This is a genomic window from Prochlorococcus sp. MIT 1342 (assembly GCF_047304495.1).
Taxonomy (GTDB): domain Bacteria; phylum Cyanobacteriota; class Cyanobacteriia; order PCC-6307; family Cyanobiaceae; genus Prochlorococcus; species Prochlorococcus marinus_D.
In genome coordinates this window covers 405,113-419,006 of the sequence record NZ_CP138957.1, presented here as the reverse complement: position 1 = coordinate 419,006, position 13,894 = coordinate 405,113, and the positions used below count along the sequence as shown (strand labels likewise).

18 protein-coding genes are annotated in these 13,894 nt (G+C 53.8%); 11 read left to right on the top strand and 7 right to left on the bottom strand.

The features are described from left to right. Nucleotides 1–346 precede the first annotated feature (346 nt). Nucleotides 347–508 carry a hypothetical protein gene (locus SIB79_RS02200; protein WP_413681129.1) on the top strand — a complete coding sequence of 54 codons (162 nt, stop codon included), beginning with the start codon at nucleotides 347–349 and terminating at the stop codon, nucleotides 506–508. Nucleotides 509–587: 79 nt separating this feature from the next. Here SIB79_RS02200 and SIB79_RS02195 read toward each other — a convergent pair whose 3' ends face one another. Both SIB79_RS02195 and SIB79_RS02190 read right to left on the bottom strand, forming a co-directional pair. Continuing rightward, a complete protein-coding gene (locus SIB79_RS02195; RefSeq protein WP_063403721.1) occupies nucleotides 588–950 on the bottom strand; it encodes an arsenate reductase family protein in 363 nt (120 codons plus the stop codon). Nucleotides 951–1,006: 56 nt separating this feature from the next. Beyond that, a complete protein-coding gene (locus SIB79_RS02190) occupies nucleotides 1,007–1,531 on the bottom strand; it encodes an inorganic diphosphatase (protein WP_011130626.1) in 525 nt (174 codons plus the stop codon). Between the two features lie 23 nt (nucleotides 1,532–1,554). On the opposite strand from SIB79_RS02190, the gene SIB79_RS02185 reads away from it, so the two are divergent. Further along, the gene (locus tag SIB79_RS02185) at nucleotides 1,555–1,707 is read left to right on the top strand and encodes a hypothetical protein (protein WP_196757618.1); all 153 of its coding nucleotides are present in this window, start codon (nucleotides 1,555–1,557) and stop codon (nucleotides 1,705–1,707) included. A gap of 190 nt (nucleotides 1,708–1,897) precedes the next feature. Here the strand turns inward: SIB79_RS02185 and SIB79_RS02180 are convergent, their stop codons facing one another. Then, nucleotides 1,898–2,362 (bottom strand): hypothetical protein, encoded by a 465-nt coding sequence (locus SIB79_RS02180; protein ID WP_011825410.1) that lies wholly within the window; start codon nucleotides 2,360–2,362, stop codon nucleotides 1,898–1,900. Between the two features lie 147 nt (nucleotides 2,363–2,509). Between SIB79_RS02180 and SIB79_RS02175 the strand changes: the two genes are divergently transcribed. The 4 genes from SIB79_RS02175 (at nucleotide 2,510) to SIB79_RS02160 (ending at nucleotide 7,257) form a co-directional block, all read left to right on the top strand. After that, nucleotides 2,510–4,309 carry a proline--tRNA ligase gene (locus SIB79_RS02175; protein WP_063403720.1) on the top strand — a complete coding sequence of 600 codons (1,800 nt, stop codon included), beginning with the start codon at nucleotides 2,510–2,512 and terminating at the stop codon, nucleotides 4,307–4,309. Nucleotides 4,310–4,346: 37 nt separating this feature from the next. After that, the gene (gene psb27, locus SIB79_RS02170; RefSeq protein WP_063403819.1) at nucleotides 4,347–4,778 is read left to right on the top strand and encodes a photosystem II protein Psb27; all 432 of its coding nucleotides are present in this window, start codon (nucleotides 4,347–4,349) and stop codon (nucleotides 4,776–4,778) included. Nucleotides 4,779–4,865: 87 nt separating this feature from the next. Continuing rightward, nucleotides 4,866–6,185: an adenylosuccinate synthase gene (locus tag SIB79_RS02165; RefSeq protein WP_196757616.1), complete on the top strand. Its 1,320-nt coding sequence runs from the start codon at nucleotides 4,866–4,868 to the stop codon at nucleotides 6,183–6,185. 52 nt (nucleotides 6,186–6,237) lie between these two features. After that, on the top strand, nucleotides 6,238–7,257 hold the full coding sequence (locus tag SIB79_RS02160) for an adenosine kinase (RefSeq protein ID WP_063403719.1): 1,020 nt from the start codon (nucleotides 6,238–6,240) through the stop codon (nucleotides 7,255–7,257). A 13-nt stretch (nucleotides 7,258–7,270) separates the two neighbouring features. On the opposite strand, the gene cutA is transcribed toward SIB79_RS02160, so the two are convergent. After that, nucleotides 7,271–7,612, bottom strand: coding sequence for a divalent-cation tolerance protein CutA (gene cutA, locus SIB79_RS02155; protein ID WP_063403817.1), 342 nt, complete (start codon nucleotides 7,610–7,612; stop codon nucleotides 7,271–7,273). Nucleotides 7,613–7,632: 20 nt separating this feature from the next. Beyond that, a complete protein-coding gene (locus tag SIB79_RS02150) occupies nucleotides 7,633–8,454 on the bottom strand; it encodes a precorrin-6A/cobalt-precorrin-6A reductase (RefSeq protein ID WP_063403718.1) in 822 nt (273 codons plus the stop codon). Between the two features lie 29 nt (nucleotides 8,455–8,483). On the opposite strand from SIB79_RS02150, the gene SIB79_RS02145 reads away from it, so the two are divergent. Further along, complete coding sequence (locus SIB79_RS02145) at nucleotides 8,484–8,966, top strand: single-stranded DNA-binding protein (protein ID WP_063403717.1); 483 nt, start codon at nucleotides 8,484–8,486, stop codon at nucleotides 8,964–8,966. A gap of 9 nt (nucleotides 8,967–8,975) precedes the next feature. On the opposite strand, the gene SIB79_RS02140 is transcribed toward SIB79_RS02145, so the two are convergent. Continuing rightward, nucleotides 8,976–9,176 carry a hypothetical protein gene (locus SIB79_RS02140; protein WP_011130635.1) on the bottom strand — a complete coding sequence of 67 codons (201 nt, stop codon included), beginning with the start codon at nucleotides 9,174–9,176 and terminating at the stop codon, nucleotides 8,976–8,978. A gap of 52 nt (nucleotides 9,177–9,228) precedes the next feature. On the opposite strand from SIB79_RS02140, the gene SIB79_RS02135 reads away from it, so the two are divergent. The 4 genes from SIB79_RS02135 to SIB79_RS02120 are packed head-to-tail and all read left to right on the top strand — an operon-like array spanning nucleotide 9,229 to nucleotide 11,474. After that, nucleotides 9,229–9,801, top strand: coding sequence for a DUF2854 domain-containing protein (locus tag SIB79_RS02135; RefSeq protein ID WP_011130636.1), 573 nt, complete (start codon nucleotides 9,229–9,231; stop codon nucleotides 9,799–9,801). Then, nucleotides 9,788–10,714 carry an acetylglutamate kinase gene (gene argB / locus SIB79_RS02130; RefSeq protein WP_063403716.1) on the top strand — a complete coding sequence of 309 codons (927 nt, stop codon included), beginning with the start codon at nucleotides 9,788–9,790 and terminating at the stop codon, nucleotides 10,712–10,714. Before SIB79_RS02135 ends, argB begins: the two co-directional genes overlap by 14 nt. 3 nt (nucleotides 10,715–10,717) lie before the next feature. After that, entirely contained in the window at nucleotides 10,718–11,209 is a 492-nt protein-coding gene (locus tag SIB79_RS02125; RefSeq protein WP_063403715.1) for a hypothetical protein, read from the top strand. Nucleotides 11,210–11,228: 19 nt separating this feature from the next. Then, nucleotides 11,229–11,474 (top strand): hypothetical protein, encoded by a 246-nt coding sequence (locus SIB79_RS02120; RefSeq protein WP_236072640.1) that lies wholly within the window; start codon nucleotides 11,229–11,231, stop codon nucleotides 11,472–11,474. A 14-nt stretch (nucleotides 11,475–11,488) separates the two neighbouring features. Here SIB79_RS02120 and priA read toward each other — a convergent pair whose 3' ends face one another. Next, nucleotides 11,489–13,795, bottom strand: coding sequence for a primosomal protein N' (gene priA, locus SIB79_RS02115; protein WP_236072639.1), 2,307 nt, complete (start codon nucleotides 13,793–13,795; stop codon nucleotides 11,489–11,491). Between the last annotated feature and the right edge of the window lie 99 nt (nucleotides 13,796–13,894).

The following is a 13,894-nucleotide window of genomic DNA, read 5'->3' as shown; positions in this document are numbered from 1 at the left end:
AGAAGAAATCCAAAGACAGCGAGAGCCTGAAATACGTAAACAAAAGAAAACAAAATAGCGACAAGATAAACGGCGACAAAGATTAAAATTGCCTCCGCATTTAATATTGCATAGCGAGCCCTCAGCGACTTTAATCTCTTGACTTTTTGGGCCTGATCCGGATCCACTTAATTGAACTTCTTTGAAAAAACTTGCTGCTTTATCTAGAAAATATCCAATACAAACCTTCTCCTTCCACCAGTATGAATAGACAACAAGCCCTATCCTTTACAGGCTGCCATCAGCTTGCAGATAAAGTAGATAAATACTTAGGCAAGGCCATTATATTCGCGCACAGGGATGACTCATGGCTCGTCATACACCTGCTATCGCCATGGCAGTCAATCCCCCAGGAAAAAACAATATACGAATCATCCTTCAGGCTATTGATTACTGGCTTTTACAAATTACGAATAGCAATAATCGCACGCCCATCGTTCGCGATCTGTTTTTGTCATTTTCCCTTTAGCAGCCCTACAAAAAATTCATCGCATCAAAACAACATTTATTTTTGCCGAAATATACTCCTATTTCTAAGGGTTTACTCTTCAAGGCAGCAACGCCTCAGCCCAGGCATCCGGCTTAAAGCCCACCAATACACTGCCATTTTCAGTGATCAAGAAAGGACGTTTAATCAACTTGCCATCGGAGGCAAGTGCATCGAGCGCCTCGTCATCGCTCATGGCCTTGACTGCATCCGCGCCAAGCGCGCGATAACTTACACCACTTGTGTTGAAGAGAAGTTTGCGGCTTGCTAACTGCTTACTGGCGCCACTAAGCATCTCTCGACTAGGAGGTGTCTCAACGATGTCGAAAAGATCATGCACAATTTGATGCTCCTGCAGCCAAGCCAAGGCCTTCCGACAAGTAGCACAGCGCGAATAGCTATAAATCCTTATTGAGTTGAGCATGATTTAACTGGCCAGCAAAGAATGAACTCGTTCAATCAAGCGATTAGGGTTCATAGTTACTTTTTCAGCTTAACCTGCGCAGCTTTGGCGCAGGTCTCCAACAGAGGCTCAACAGCTTCTGAATCTCTCCAGCCACCGATATCAACAACTCGCCCCTCAAGATTTTTGTAAGTGCGGAAGAATTCAGCCACATCCTCCAGTTGACTGGCTGAAATCTGCCGAATGCTGCTGATCGACCGTTGACGGGGATCAGCAACGGGAACACACAACAACTTGCCGTCATAAGCCCCGGAATCGTGCATATCAAGCACCCCGATTGGTCGTGCCCTAATCAGACAGCCAGCAAATGTGGGTTCCTCCATGATCACCATTGCATCAAGAGGTGCACCATCTTCAGCAAGGGTGTTGGGGATGAAGCCGTAATCAAACGGGTAGCGAACCGAGGAATGAAGAACCCTATCGAGGGCCATCACACCAGCCTCATCGAAATATTCGTACTTGTTCCGGCTTCCCGCCGGAATCTCCACCAACAGGTTGACCAACCCGGGTGAAGGAGATGGGAGTAGAGAGCTTAGATCCATCTTTCTCCAAGGCTGTGGGAACCATGCTTTCCCTCCCCGCAGAGCGATCTGTCAAAACTGCCGCGAGGGGTACTCCAACGGTTGCGATGGCAATAGTCAAACCCAGCAACGCAATCGAAGGCGCACTCAAACTGAAAGGATCTTCAGGATCTGGTCCAATGAGACCAGAATCATGATGTGATCTGGACGGCTCCTCACCCTTAGACGAGGGGCTTGAAACTGAGGCTGGGTCAGGATCCATGCAGGGGTGGTTTAGAACGACCCGGTGTAGGGGATAGCATCAGCCACCTTCATCGGGGCGATTTCAGGGTCTGGGCAAGCCATTGCCGGAAACCGCTACAAAATATTCTGTCACCGAAAGAGACGTTATGCAGCAGGACGATCCTGCCGCTCTCGATGGGCGGCCAAATCTGACGGTGCATCATTCAATCCATCAAGCTGTGACCTAATCGCACGCAGCTCCTCAAGGATTGATCCAAGAACCTGTTGCGTTGCTGTTGAGGGGGAATTAAGAACCTCAACAGTGACTTCTTTGATCCTTAAAACATCCTTTGCGAAACGGGCGACTTCATTTGGATGAAAAAGAAGGGGATCTTTCTGATCGCTTCGATACTCAGGATTGAGCTTGCGAGGATTAAACGAAGGATTGAGGTTGCGTGGATCTGTATTTGTGTAGCGATACACCGAAGCCCTTGAACGATTCAAAGACTTCTGAACGTCATCGATCCCAACAAGCGCATCAGATTGAGCCATCACAGCATTAATATCTTTGCTCAAATCTGAAGAAGGGCTGGGCAGAGGAGAATCAGAATTGACCGAGCCATCAGACATGAGATCGACTAACCGCTTCTTGATGTTGCGAGACATTAGCAGGTGAGACTCATCTCGTACAGGTCGATTCGGCGCCTTGAGACAGTTTCGTGATCGGCTTTTTTGGACAGTGGATGGTAGCTTCCCCCATCCACTGAGGTCCGATTCATGCGCGTCTCCCGCCTGATGCTGGTGACGTTGCGCGACATACCGGCTGACGCGGAAATCGCCTCCCATCAATTGCTGCTCAGAGGGGGATATATCCGTCGTGTGACTTCAGGCATTTATGCCTACCTACCACTGATGTGGCGGGTCCTGCGCAAAATCACAGCGATTGTGCAGGAGGAAATGGATGCCACTGGTGCTCTGGAGACCTTGTTACCTCAATTGCAGCCTGCAGAGCTCTGGCGGCTTAGTGGCCGATGGCAGGGGTACACGGCCGGTGAAGGCCTGATGTTCCACCTTGAAGACCGCCAAGGACGAGAACTCGGACTCGGCCCCACCCATGAAGAGGTGATCACAAGTCTTGCCGGAGACCTGCTGCGCTCATATCGACAGCTTCCTGTAACGCTCTATCAGATCCAAAGCAAATTCCGCGATGAGATCCGCCCACGTTTTGGCCTGATGCGCGGCCGCGAATTCATCATGAAGGACGCCTATTCCTTCCATTCCTGCGAAGCAGACCTCGCCAGGACCTACAGAGCCATGGATGAGGCCTATCAACGAATCTTCTCCCGTTGCGGACTCGAAACCGTCGCCGTGGAAGCCGACAGCGGAGCCATCGGCGGAGCCTCGTCTCAAGAATTTATGGTCACAGCGGATGCTGGCGAAGACCTGATCCTGATCAGTGGTGATGGCCTCTACGCCGCCAACCAAGAAAAGGCCGTCTCTCATCCACCAAAAGCCATCCCCCTGCCTGCTTCAAAAGTTGCCTTGCTTGATACACCCGAACAGAGAACGATCGAGACACTGTGTACCGCCCAGGGCCTTGTTCCGTCTCAAGTGGTGAAGGTGCTGGTCATGCTGGCCCGCATCGAAGATGGTGAACTTCAACCAGTCCTTGTAAGCATCCGAGGAGACCAGCAACTCAATGAGGTAAAGCTGATCAACGCCCTAAGCAGGGAACTAAACAAGGGGGTGCTCGATGTGGCCCCCATCAGCGCCGATCAAATCACTGCGCAAAAGCTTGAAGCCTGGCCCTTTGGGGCGATAGGGCCTGACCTAGACGATGCCCTGTTAAGCGGAGCCACAAGCTGGACAAAACATTTCCTACGCCTAGCTGACCCGACAGCTACTGAGCTGAACTGTTTTGTCTGCGGTGCCAATCAAAACAATCAGCATCGAACTGGCATGACCTGGTCAAAACTCGGGGGAGTGCCCAAAAGCGTCGATCTACGCAAATCGCAGGCTGGCGATCGCTGTATCCATGACTCCAGCCAGATTCTAGAGGAGAGAAGAGGCATTGAGGTAGGACACATTTTCCAATTAGGTCGCAAGTACTCAGAAGCCCTAGAGGCCTGTTTCACCAATGACCAGGGCACTCAGGAGCCTTTCTGGATGGGGTGTTACGGCATCGGGATTTCCAGACTGGCCCAGGCCGCTGTGGAACAACACCATGACGAAGCTGGCATGAATTGGCCTCTGGCTATAGCCCCATTTGAGGTCATCATCGTGGTAGCCAACATCCAGGATGAGGTTCAGCAAAAGCTGGCCGAAAAGCTTTACAGCGAACTACAAGCAGCTGATATCGAAGCGCTACTTGATGACAGGACTGAACGCGCCGGCGTGAAATTCAAAGATGCTGACCTGATAGGTATCCCTTGGCGAGTCGTGGTTGGCAGAGATGCCGCCAAGGGGCAGGTGGAACTGATTCAAAGATCCAGCCGCAAGGTTCAAATACTTTCTGCAAAACAGGCCTTTACAGCACTGGTTAAAGAGATAGCAGCGAACCAAAACACAAGGGTCTGACCAGCCATTTAAAATTCTTGGGAATGGAATGAACCGGATGACTACTGCCTTGCATCACATGGCCAAGCAATTGATGCGGGCAGGATTGGCAATCTGCCTTATCCTTTGCCTGATGCTCACTGCCAACGGAAGCGCCAATGCAGCCGAGATCCAATTGTCCGGAAACTATGTAGACGACACAGTCAACGTGGCTCACAACCTGCAAGACGCAATCGCCCTGTCCTCGGACGACGAAGGCTTTTCAGCAGCGCAAGAGGAGGCTCGTGACCTCAGCTACAACTACATCGCCCGATATCGGCCTCGCTCCAAGGTGAATAACCTGCAGTCCTTCACCACCATGCAGACAGCCCTCAATTCCCTAGCTGGTCATTACAACAACTTCGCCAACCGCCCCCTACCGGAAGAACTTCAAAATCGGATCACTAAAGAACTTGCCAAGGCAGAACAAACTGTATTAAGAGGCAGATAAATCAACTGCTAGGTAATCACTGTTTGACTTAAGGCAGGGATATCTGGGAAGATCCCCGTTTGTGAATAACGGCGGCTTCGGGCCGCAGTGTCCTTGGCCAATGTTGTCGTCATCGGTGCGCAGTGGGGTGACGAAGGAAAAGGCAAGATCACCGATCTCCTAAGCCGTTCAGCTGATGTTGTCGTCCGCTATCAAGGTGGCGTCAATGCCGGCCACACAATCGTTGTGGATGACCAGGTGCTCAAACTGCACCTCATTCCCTCAGGAATCCTTTACCCAGAAACAATCTGCCTCATCGGCTCTGGCACAGTCATCGATCCCAAAGTGATGCTCAAGGAGCTAGACATGCTTCTTGAGAACAGAATTGATATCTCAGGTCTTCAACTGGCGTCGACTGCCCACGTAACGATGCCGTATCACCGCCTCTTGGATGAGGCGATGGAGCAACAACGTGGCGATCAACGTATCGGCACTACTGGACGGGGCATCGGTCCCACCTATGCCGATAAATCCCAACGCAACGGCATTCGCGTACTTGATCTTTTAGATAGCCAACGACTACGAGAACGACTGCGTGGCCCTCTGCAAGAAAAGAATCGTCTACTCGAACAAATTTATGGAGTAGCACCACTTGACTCAGAGCAGGTCATCGAGGAATACCTCGGCTATGGCAAAAGGCTTGCTCCACACGTTGTCGACTGTATTCAAACCATTCATCAAGCTGCCCGCAGCCGCAAAAACATTCTTTTTGAAGGAGCTCAAGGGACCCTTTTAGACCTTGATCACGGCACCTATCCCTATGTCACCTCCTCCAATCCAATCTCAGGCGGTGCATGCATCGGAGCTGGAGTCGGACCCACGCTGATCGATCGAGTGATCGGTGTTGCCAAGGCTTACACCACCCGTGTAGGTGAAGGTCCTTTTCCTACAGAACTGGAAGGAAGCATCAATGAACAGCTCTGTGACCGGGGAGGTGAATTCGGCACCACCACAGGTCGCCGCAGACGCTGCGGCTGGTTCGATGGAGTCATTGGTCGTTACGCAGTAGCAGTGAATGGCCTGGATTGCCTGGCGATTACCAAACTCGATGTGCTTGATGAGCTCGACGAAATCCGAGTGTGCGTGGCCTACGAACTCAATGGTGAACGAATTGAACACTTCCCTAGCAGCGCAGAAGACTTTGCCCGCTGTCATCCAATCTTCGAGACCCTGCCAGGCTGGCAATGCTCCACTGCAGACTGCCGCCGTCTTGAAGACCTACCAACCACAGCGATGGACTATCTGCGCTTCCTCGCCGACCTGATGGAAGTGCCGATTGCCATCGTCTCCCTAGGTGCCAACCGTGATCAAACAATCGTTGTAGAAGATCCGATCCACGGTCCCAAACGGGCTCTCCTAAGCGCCTAAGCCCTTTCTCAAAACAGATGGTGGACGGGGATCGATACTTCTGAGGTTTCCCATGCATCCCTCCATGGCTATCCCCAGGTTCAGTGATCGTCCTCTCGATGTGGTTGGAATAGGCAATGCCATCGTGGACGTGCTGGTGCAGGCGGACGATGCCTTCCTTGATGCGCACAGTCTGAGTAAAGGCAATATGGCCTTGGTGGATGAAGCCCAAGCAGAAGCGCTTTACTCCATCAGTGGACCAGGTCTAGAGACTTCAGGTGGATCCGCCGCCAACACCCTGGTAGGTCTGGCGCAGCTCGGCGGGAAGGCAGGCTTCATCGGTCGTGTCAAAAATGATCAACTAGGCAGCATTTTTAGCCACGACATCCGTTCAGTAGGCGCTCGATTCGAGACTCCACCAGCAAGTGATGGTCCTTCTACGGCTCGCTGTCTGATCCTGGTCACCCCTGATGCGCAACGCACCATGTGTACCTATCTAGGAGCTTCGGTACAGCTGGACCCTGAAGATTTAGACCTGTCAATGGTTCGCCAAGCCAAGGTGCTCTACCTCGAGGGGTATCTATGGGACAGTCCGGCAGCCAAAAAAGCCTTCATCGCTGCCGCACAAGTCTGTCGTGATTCAGGAGGCCAAGTAGCCCTATCTCTTTCCGATGGCTTCTGCGTTGATCGGCATCGCGACAGCTTCCTCGAGCTGGTTGATAGCCACGTAGATCTGCTGTTTGCTAACGACAGCGAAATCACCTCTCTTTACAAGAGTGTCAGCTTCGAGGCTGCATTGGAAGAAGTGAAAGGCCGCTGCAAGGTTGCAGCCCTCACCCGCAGCGAGCACGGATCTGTCGTGCTCGCTGGTGATCAACGCTGGGATATTCCTGCCTACAAACTTGGCAACGTGGTTGACACCACAGGTGCAGGTGATCTCTTCGCCGGTGGCTTCCTACACGGTTACACCCAGGGAACCCCTTTGGAAACCTGTGGACAAATTGGATCCATCTGCGCCGGCCAGGTGATCACTCAACTCGGTCCTCGCTCAAAGGTGTCTCTTCCGGAATTAGTAGCGAAGCATCTGAACTAATTAAAGGGCTGTTTCACCCTTCAACAGGTTCCACAGCGGCTGCCACCCAAGCAGCGTAAGGATCACTTGCAGTGGCTGACCAGTAAATCCACTCTGGGGTCTCATAGCTGTGTAACTCTTTAATCGTCTGATGCAGTGCATCCAGCTGATCCTGACTGGTCTTGATCAGCAATTGCACTTCCTGCGCTCGTTCCAGCTTCCCCTGCCAACGGTAGTGGGATTGAATCTGCTGCAAACTCACGCAGGCCGCCAACCTGCGAGCCAAGAGCTCATTGGCCAATCCCTCGGCCAGGTTTGCGTTTGCCTCTGTGGTCAACACCAAAACCAGTGTCGATGAGGATCCTCGATCAACCATGAAGACCTTTGCGAAGAATGTCAGCACAGTGGAGCTACTGGATTGGTTGAGAGCCGATTGAGCAGGCTCTCAACGCTACCGATGGCTTCTACTGCATCGCAGGGCTGTGGCCGGGAGATCAACCAAAGGCCAAGCCCCTGCTGCCGACAGATCTTGTGCCAGAGCTGCTCCGTCACCCCCCCCGACTGCCTGCAAACCACTGCTGTAATCGACCAGCGCCGACACAAGGCTGACTCCAGTTCGCCATGAGATTGCCCCTGCAGCGGACGCACCACAGCTAGATGGTGCTCGGGCAAGCCAGTCGCCAAAGCATGTCGAAGACTTTCCGGCGAAGGAAGCACACGGGCAAACACTTGAGCTCCAGCCTGACGAGCTGCCCTGACAGCCTGGCCAAGATGCCTTGCCCCAAGAGCCATCAACAATCGACTTCCTTGCAATGTTTGCCTTGCCAAATCAGCCGAGCTCGCGATCAGGGATGCTTCTCCACAACCCTCCATGGGACGCTCAAAGCGCAACAAAGGCTGAGCGAATTCCTGACAAGCACGCTGCAGATCCGTACTGATCTTGACTGCAAAGGGATGGGTCGCATCCACCACCCAATCAAAACCTTGATGGCGATGACGAGCCTGATCAAGCACCCCGAGTATCCCTTCCACTCCGTCGAGGGGGCCCGTCCAAAGATCTTCCAAGGAAAGACCTGCGTAGGCCCTTGCGGCGCTAGCACTGACGACACTGACACTGACTCGCCATCCCTGAGCCACCAAAGCGGCCACCAAAACAGGCCCTTCACCAGTCCCAGATAGCAACCAGACATGCGGCTGGTCATTCCTGCAAGCTTGCATCAAAATGACTTTCACTCCAAGGGAAGGACATGAACCACTGCGTACTTGAAGTGGAAGTGATCCAGGCACCAACCATTCGTTATACCCAAGACAACCAAACACCGATCGCCGAAATGGAGGTGCGCTTCGATGCACTTCGTGTCGACACTGCCCCTGGTCAACTCAAGGTGGTGGGATGGGGCAACCTTGCCCAGGATCTACAAAACCGCGTCCAAGTTGGGCAAAGGCTTGTGATTGAAGGTCGACTACGAATGAACACAGTTCCCCGCCAAGATGGCACCAAGGAAAAGCGCGCCGAATTCACGCTCGCGCGTCTTCATTCCCTCTCCGGCCAAGCTGGTCAAACTGCTAGTAGCCCAGAACGACCTACTAGCACTACAACCAACCAGACCTCACGACCTATACCGATAGCCGAGACGCCAACACCCAAACCGGTAACAACTGCAGAACCAGAAGCTGCCAGCTGGAATAGTGCCCCACTGGTTCCAGACACCGATGACATTCCCTTCTGAACGCATTCATTACCCGAAGCTGTTCTCGTCTTCAAGGCCCTCAGCAGCTCGAGTCAACAGCTGGCCCAATTCCCTCTCCAGAGCAGCCAAGTCAAGGCGCAACTCAACCCAACGACCACGATCAATCTGCTCCAGCAACCAAGCTCGATCAGCATCCAACTGAGTGATCAACTCAGATAAGTCGCTATCAGAGGGATGAGCTGAAGCCATTGCAACGGATCCTTACCCTCAGCCTGGAGGCTAAAGCGTCAGAATAAACGCCATGAATGATCTGTTCTCTCCAGGCAGCCTCGTCACCGTGGCAGGTGGTGTACTTGCAGTTGTTGGTGCGGTGGCCTACACAAATGGCGATGCCAACCTCAGCCTGCCAACCATCTTCTATGGAGTGCCCATCCTCATAGGAGGACTAGCACTAAAATCCTCTGAACTTCCCCCTGCTAAACGCGTCACTCCAGCCGCAGTTCTGCGTCAAGCCAGGGAGAAGGGAGCACCGGAACTGGGCAAACTCGTCTGGGATGTAACCCGCTGGCGTTATGGACAGAAAGCCCATCTTGAGACATCCTTAGAAGCGCTCAAACTCTGGGATAAAGACAACCCCCCTCAGCTCCAAGAGATTGAAGAACTAGAAACTGCAGCGGGGTACGGCGTACGGTTGAGATTCAATCTGGGTGCTGTGCCACTCGATCTCTGGCAGGAACGCCAGGAACGATTGGGCCGCTTCTTTGCCAAAGGCCTGCACGCCGAACTGAAATCTCCAAGCGCGGGGGTTCTGGATCTCATCCTGCTGCCAATCAACAAGGATGATGAACTAGCAGGTCAAGATGGAGTCAGCTAAAACTGCTGCAGCGCTGGTTGAGCCCTGCCAAACCAACTCCGCGAGAAGGCTTACAGAGGATGACTCCCTCAGGGTTTCTGTGCTTAGCGAAGCCCTCCCTTACATCCAACGTTTTAGCGGACGGCGCATTGTTATCAAATACGGCGGAGCCGCCATGGCCCACGCCAATTTGCAGGAAGCGGTTTTTCGCGACCTTGCCCTACTCGTCAGCGTGGGCGTAGAGCCCGTTGTGGTTCATGGCGGCGGACCAGAGATCAATCAATGGCTGGAAAGGCTTGAGATTCCAGCCCAATTCCGCGACGGCCTTCGCGTTACCGATGCAGACACCATGGACGTGGTGGAAATGGTCTTAGTTGGACGCGTTAACAAGCAAATCGTTAATGGCCTCAACCAACTGGGGGCCAAGGCTGTTGGCCTTAGTGGCAGTGACGGGAGTCTGGTTGAAGCCCGACCCTGGGGCGACGGCAGCCATGGCCTCGTCGGAGATGTAGCCCGAGTCAACATCGATGTACTTGAACCAATTCTCACAAAGGGTTATGTACCAGTGATCTCAAGCGTGGCCGCCACTGTTGAGGGCTGCTCACACAACATCAATGCAGACACGGTCGCCGGTGAGATCGCCGCCGCTCTTGAAGCAGAGAAACTAATCCTGCTAACCGACACCCCAGGCATCTTGCTAGATCGGGATGATCCAAGTTCCCTTGTTCATCAGTTGCGTCTCTCTGAAGCACGCCAACTCATCACTGAAGGGGTGGTGGCTGGCGGCATGACCCCAAAAACCGAATGCTGCATCAGAGCTTTAGCTCAAGGGGTCGGCGCTGCCCATATCATCGATGGACGTGTTCCACACGCCCTGCTTCTCGAGGTGTTCACCGACGCCGGCATCGGCACAATGTTAGTTGGTCGCAGCTGAGCGATGCACGCGAATCTGGCCGAGGCTGAAGCCGCCCTCGCCCGCGGAGACTATGGCCAAAGCCTTGCTCTATTAGAGCCTTTGGCAGCAAACCATCCACTGCCCCATGCGGAGGGGGCCAGGATCAGAATGCTGATGGTTACTGCTTGGATGGGGCAAGGTGACGAGCGCAAGGCCCTCGCAACCTGTCGTCTTCTCACCCGCTGCAAAGACCTCGAACTTCGCCAGAACGCGAAACAGCTACTGATCGTGTTGGAAGCACCAAGCTTGCAACGACCTGCCAACTGGTCGATACGCTTGCCGAACTTAAACATGACAGCCACAACGGCTGCACGCCCTGTTTCAGCCCGTCGACCTTCACTGCGGTCAGCGCCGCCGCCACCGCCAGCCACCGGACCAACAAAAGCCCCCAATCTGGGCTTCTTAATCTTGGTCTTGCTCGTTCTCATCGGGTTAACCATGCTGCTCAGTGGCTTGGCCATACCACCGAGATAAGCCTCTTAAGGCCAAACGAGTGAACCCAGTAACCAGCCAAAGACTCACCAACAACCCTGACGGGGATCTGAGTTGGCCTCTACAGCAAGGCGACCCTCAGCAGCTAGACCTTGATCGCAAACGCTCCAGCCGACTCGAGGTTGGCAACCCTTGGGTCATGGAGCTGTTGAAAACCAGCCTGATCCTGCAAAACGTTCAGCTCAGACTCGGCTTCGGCGTGCTCAAAATGCCCCTCGAACGGACCTCCAACAACATCAACCATTGAAGAAGATGGCCTAATCAAAGCTGAATTGGATCTGGGTCCACCGCTAAGGAAACCCCACGGGGCAATCCATTCCAAAGAGTCGATCCTGATGGCAGCGGCAAAGGACTCTCCTCCGGACCATGCAATAGCAGTTGCCAACGACTTCGACCAGCGACCCGTGCAATCGGAGCTGGCGCTGGTCCTACAAGACACCAACCCTGAGCCTCACAAAGGGGTTTGATCTGTTCAGCGAGAACCGCAGCAGCTGTGGCTGTCACGGCAGCTGAATCACCTGACAAACGCAACAAACAGGCCCGGCTATAAGGGACCAAACCAGCCTCATGACGAAGACAGGCCTCTTCTTTCAGAAACTCGCCATAGCGACCATCCACCAAATGGTGAATCACAGGATGATCAGGGCAATAGGTCTGAACAAGCACATGACCTGGCCGCTCGCCACGTCCTGCACGACCAGCCAATTGCATCAATAGCTGCAAGCTCTGCTCTCCAGCTTGTAAATCAGGGCGATGCAGCAAACCATCTGCAGCCAACACCGCCGCAAGAGTGACCCGAGGCAAATCCATACCCTTGGCCAACATCTGGGTGCCAACCAGCACATCTGCCTCCCCTGCTGCAAATTGTTCCAGTAAACGGCGATGCCCATCACGCCCAGCGGTGCTGTCACGATCGAAACGCAACAACCTCAGACCCTTGAGCTCCTCAACGAGATGCTCCATCACGCGCTGCGTGCCTGCACCGAAGGGTTTGAAAGCCTTCGATCCACATTTATGGCAACTGGACTCAACCTCAGCGCGATGGTCACACCAATGGCAACGCAACCACTGGTGCCCTTGACGACTGCGATGCACCGTAAGCGCCACATCGCAGTTAGGACACTGCACGACCTCTCCACAGCTACGACAACTCAAAAAGCTGCTGTAGCCGCGTCGTGGCACCAACACCACCGCCTGTTCACCGGCCTCAGGCAATGCCGAAAGACGTTCCATCAATGGACGGCTGATCAAGCGACGATGGCCATCAGCCAATTCCTGTCGCATATCAACCACATGCACAGGCGGTAAGGGCTGATCGGAAATGCGACGGGTCAGTCGAGCCAAGACAAGCTGGCCTTGAGGAGCGAGGTTCTTCCAGCTGACAAGCGAAGGCGTAGCGCTTCCCAGCACCACCCTGGCGCCAGTTCGCCTGGCCCTATCCATGGCCATATCACGGGCGTGGTAGCAAGGCATGGGTGACTCCTGCTTGTAAGAACTGTCGTGTTCCTCATCAAGCACGATCAAACCCAATGGTGCCAATGGCAAAAAGACTGCTGAACGAGTACCAACCACCACCAATGGAGTGGCAGCAGTAAGCCCCTGCCGCCAGGTGCTCACCCGTTCACGATCGGAACAGCCACTGTGATATTCCAGAACCTTGGTTCCGAAACGGCGACGGAAACGATCGACCAACTGAGGGATCAAACCAATCTCCGGCGTGAGAATCAAGCAATGACGACCGGCTTGCAGTTCTCTTGCCGCAAGCTGCAAGTAAACCTCTGTCTTGCCCGAGCCTGTCACCCCCCAAAGCAGCATCCCAGTACCAAGAGGCTGGGATTGGAAAGCCTCCACAACCTCCTGCTGTTCAACAGTCAGAGACTGAGGCACCTCCAAATCCTGATCACAAACATCTGAGCAGGAAAGCCCGTTGGAGGCATCAGTAGGTTGACGCTTTTCCCTACGAATGAGACCTCGCTTGATGAGGCCATTGACAAGACCAGACCCGAAGCCAGCAGCCTGAAGATCCCTCTGCCATGCACCACCACCACCTGCAGCCAAAGCCGCCAGCAAATCAGCCTGACGCTGAGGAAGATTCTGGGGATTGATCGCAGAAGATTCGAGTTGAATCCACCAGAGTCGACGGGGCTCCGCCTGATGAGACTGCCGCTGACCGAGCCAACCAGGCGGCAAAGCTGCTTTAAGCATGCGAAATGAACTGATATGGCAATGAACAGCCATCGCTTCAATCCAGCCAAACCAGAGAGGATCTACCGCCGCAGACTGCACAAGAGCCTCGATGGCCTCTAAGTGACGCGGCGGTGCTTCACTCCCAGAGTCCTGGCCACGATCAACAGGAGACGAGATCCGCCGATCCATCACGAGGCCGTGCATCCTTCGTCCCCGCAGGCGAACGACTACGAGATCCCCTAAATCCACCCCTAACCGTCTGCTGTCCACATAGGTGAAACACCGCCCTTCACGGCCTGCCTCCAACCAGACGTCCACCTCTGCGCAGCGTTCGGGAGGGCAGTGGGGCAGTTCAGCCGGATCAGGACTTGCAGGCGTCACAAGTTTTTTTTAGAATGTCAATGTTGGACAGTCCAAAGGCTGTCGTCGGAACCAAGCAGAGTTCCGTCCAGTGGGAAGACACGCAATTCGAGCCTCTAT

Coding starts and splice junctions, on each gene's coding strand:
- SIB79_RS02145 (WP_063403717.1), top strand. CDS start 8,484: ATGAACCACTGCGTACTTGAAGTGGAAGTGATCCAGGCACCAACCATT.
- SIB79_RS02185 (WP_196757618.1), top strand. CDS start 1,555: ATGCTTTCCCTCCCCGCAGAGCGATCTGTCAAAACTGCCGCGAGGGGT.
- SIB79_RS02190 (WP_011130626.1), bottom strand. CDS start 1,531: ATGGATCTAAGCTCTCTACTCCCATCTCCTTCACCCGGGTTGGTCAAC.
- SIB79_RS02150 (WP_063403718.1), bottom strand. CDS start 8,454: ATGCAAGCTTGCAGGAATGACCAGCCGCATGTCTGGTTGCTATCTGGG.
- SIB79_RS02200 (WP_413681129.1), top strand. CDS start 347: ATGGCTCGTCATACACCTGCTATCGCCATGGCAGTCAATCCCCCAGGA.
- SIB79_RS02140 (WP_011130635.1), bottom strand. CDS start 9,176: ATGGCTTCAGCTCATCCCTCTGATAGCGACTTATCTGAGTTGATCACT.
- SIB79_RS02175 (WP_063403720.1), top strand. CDS start 2,510: ATGCGCGTCTCCCGCCTGATGCTGGTGACGTTGCGCGACATACCGGCT.
- cutA (WP_063403817.1), bottom strand. CDS start 7,612: ATGGTTGATCGAGGATCCTCATCGACACTGGTTTTGGTGTTGACCACA.
- SIB79_RS02195 (WP_063403721.1), bottom strand. CDS start 950: ATGCTCAACTCAATAAGGATTTATAGCTATTCGCGCTGTGCTACTTGT.
- SIB79_RS02160 (WP_063403719.1), top strand. CDS start 6,238: ATGCATCCCTCCATGGCTATCCCCAGGTTCAGTGATCGTCCTCTCGAT.
- psb27 (WP_063403819.1), top strand. CDS start 4,347: ATGACTACTGCCTTGCATCACATGGCCAAGCAATTGATGCGGGCAGGA.
- SIB79_RS02180 (WP_011825410.1), bottom strand. CDS start 2,362: ATGTCTGATGGCTCGGTCAATTCTGATTCTCCTCTGCCCAGCCCTTCT.
- argB (WP_063403716.1), top strand. CDS start 9,788: ATGGAGTCAGCTAAAACTGCTGCAGCGCTGGTTGAGCCCTGCCAAACC.
- SIB79_RS02135 (WP_011130636.1), top strand. CDS start 9,229: ATGAATGATCTGTTCTCTCCAGGCAGCCTCGTCACCGTGGCAGGTGGT.
- SIB79_RS02125 (WP_063403715.1), top strand. CDS start 10,718: ATGCACGCGAATCTGGCCGAGGCTGAAGCCGCCCTCGCCCGCGGAGAC.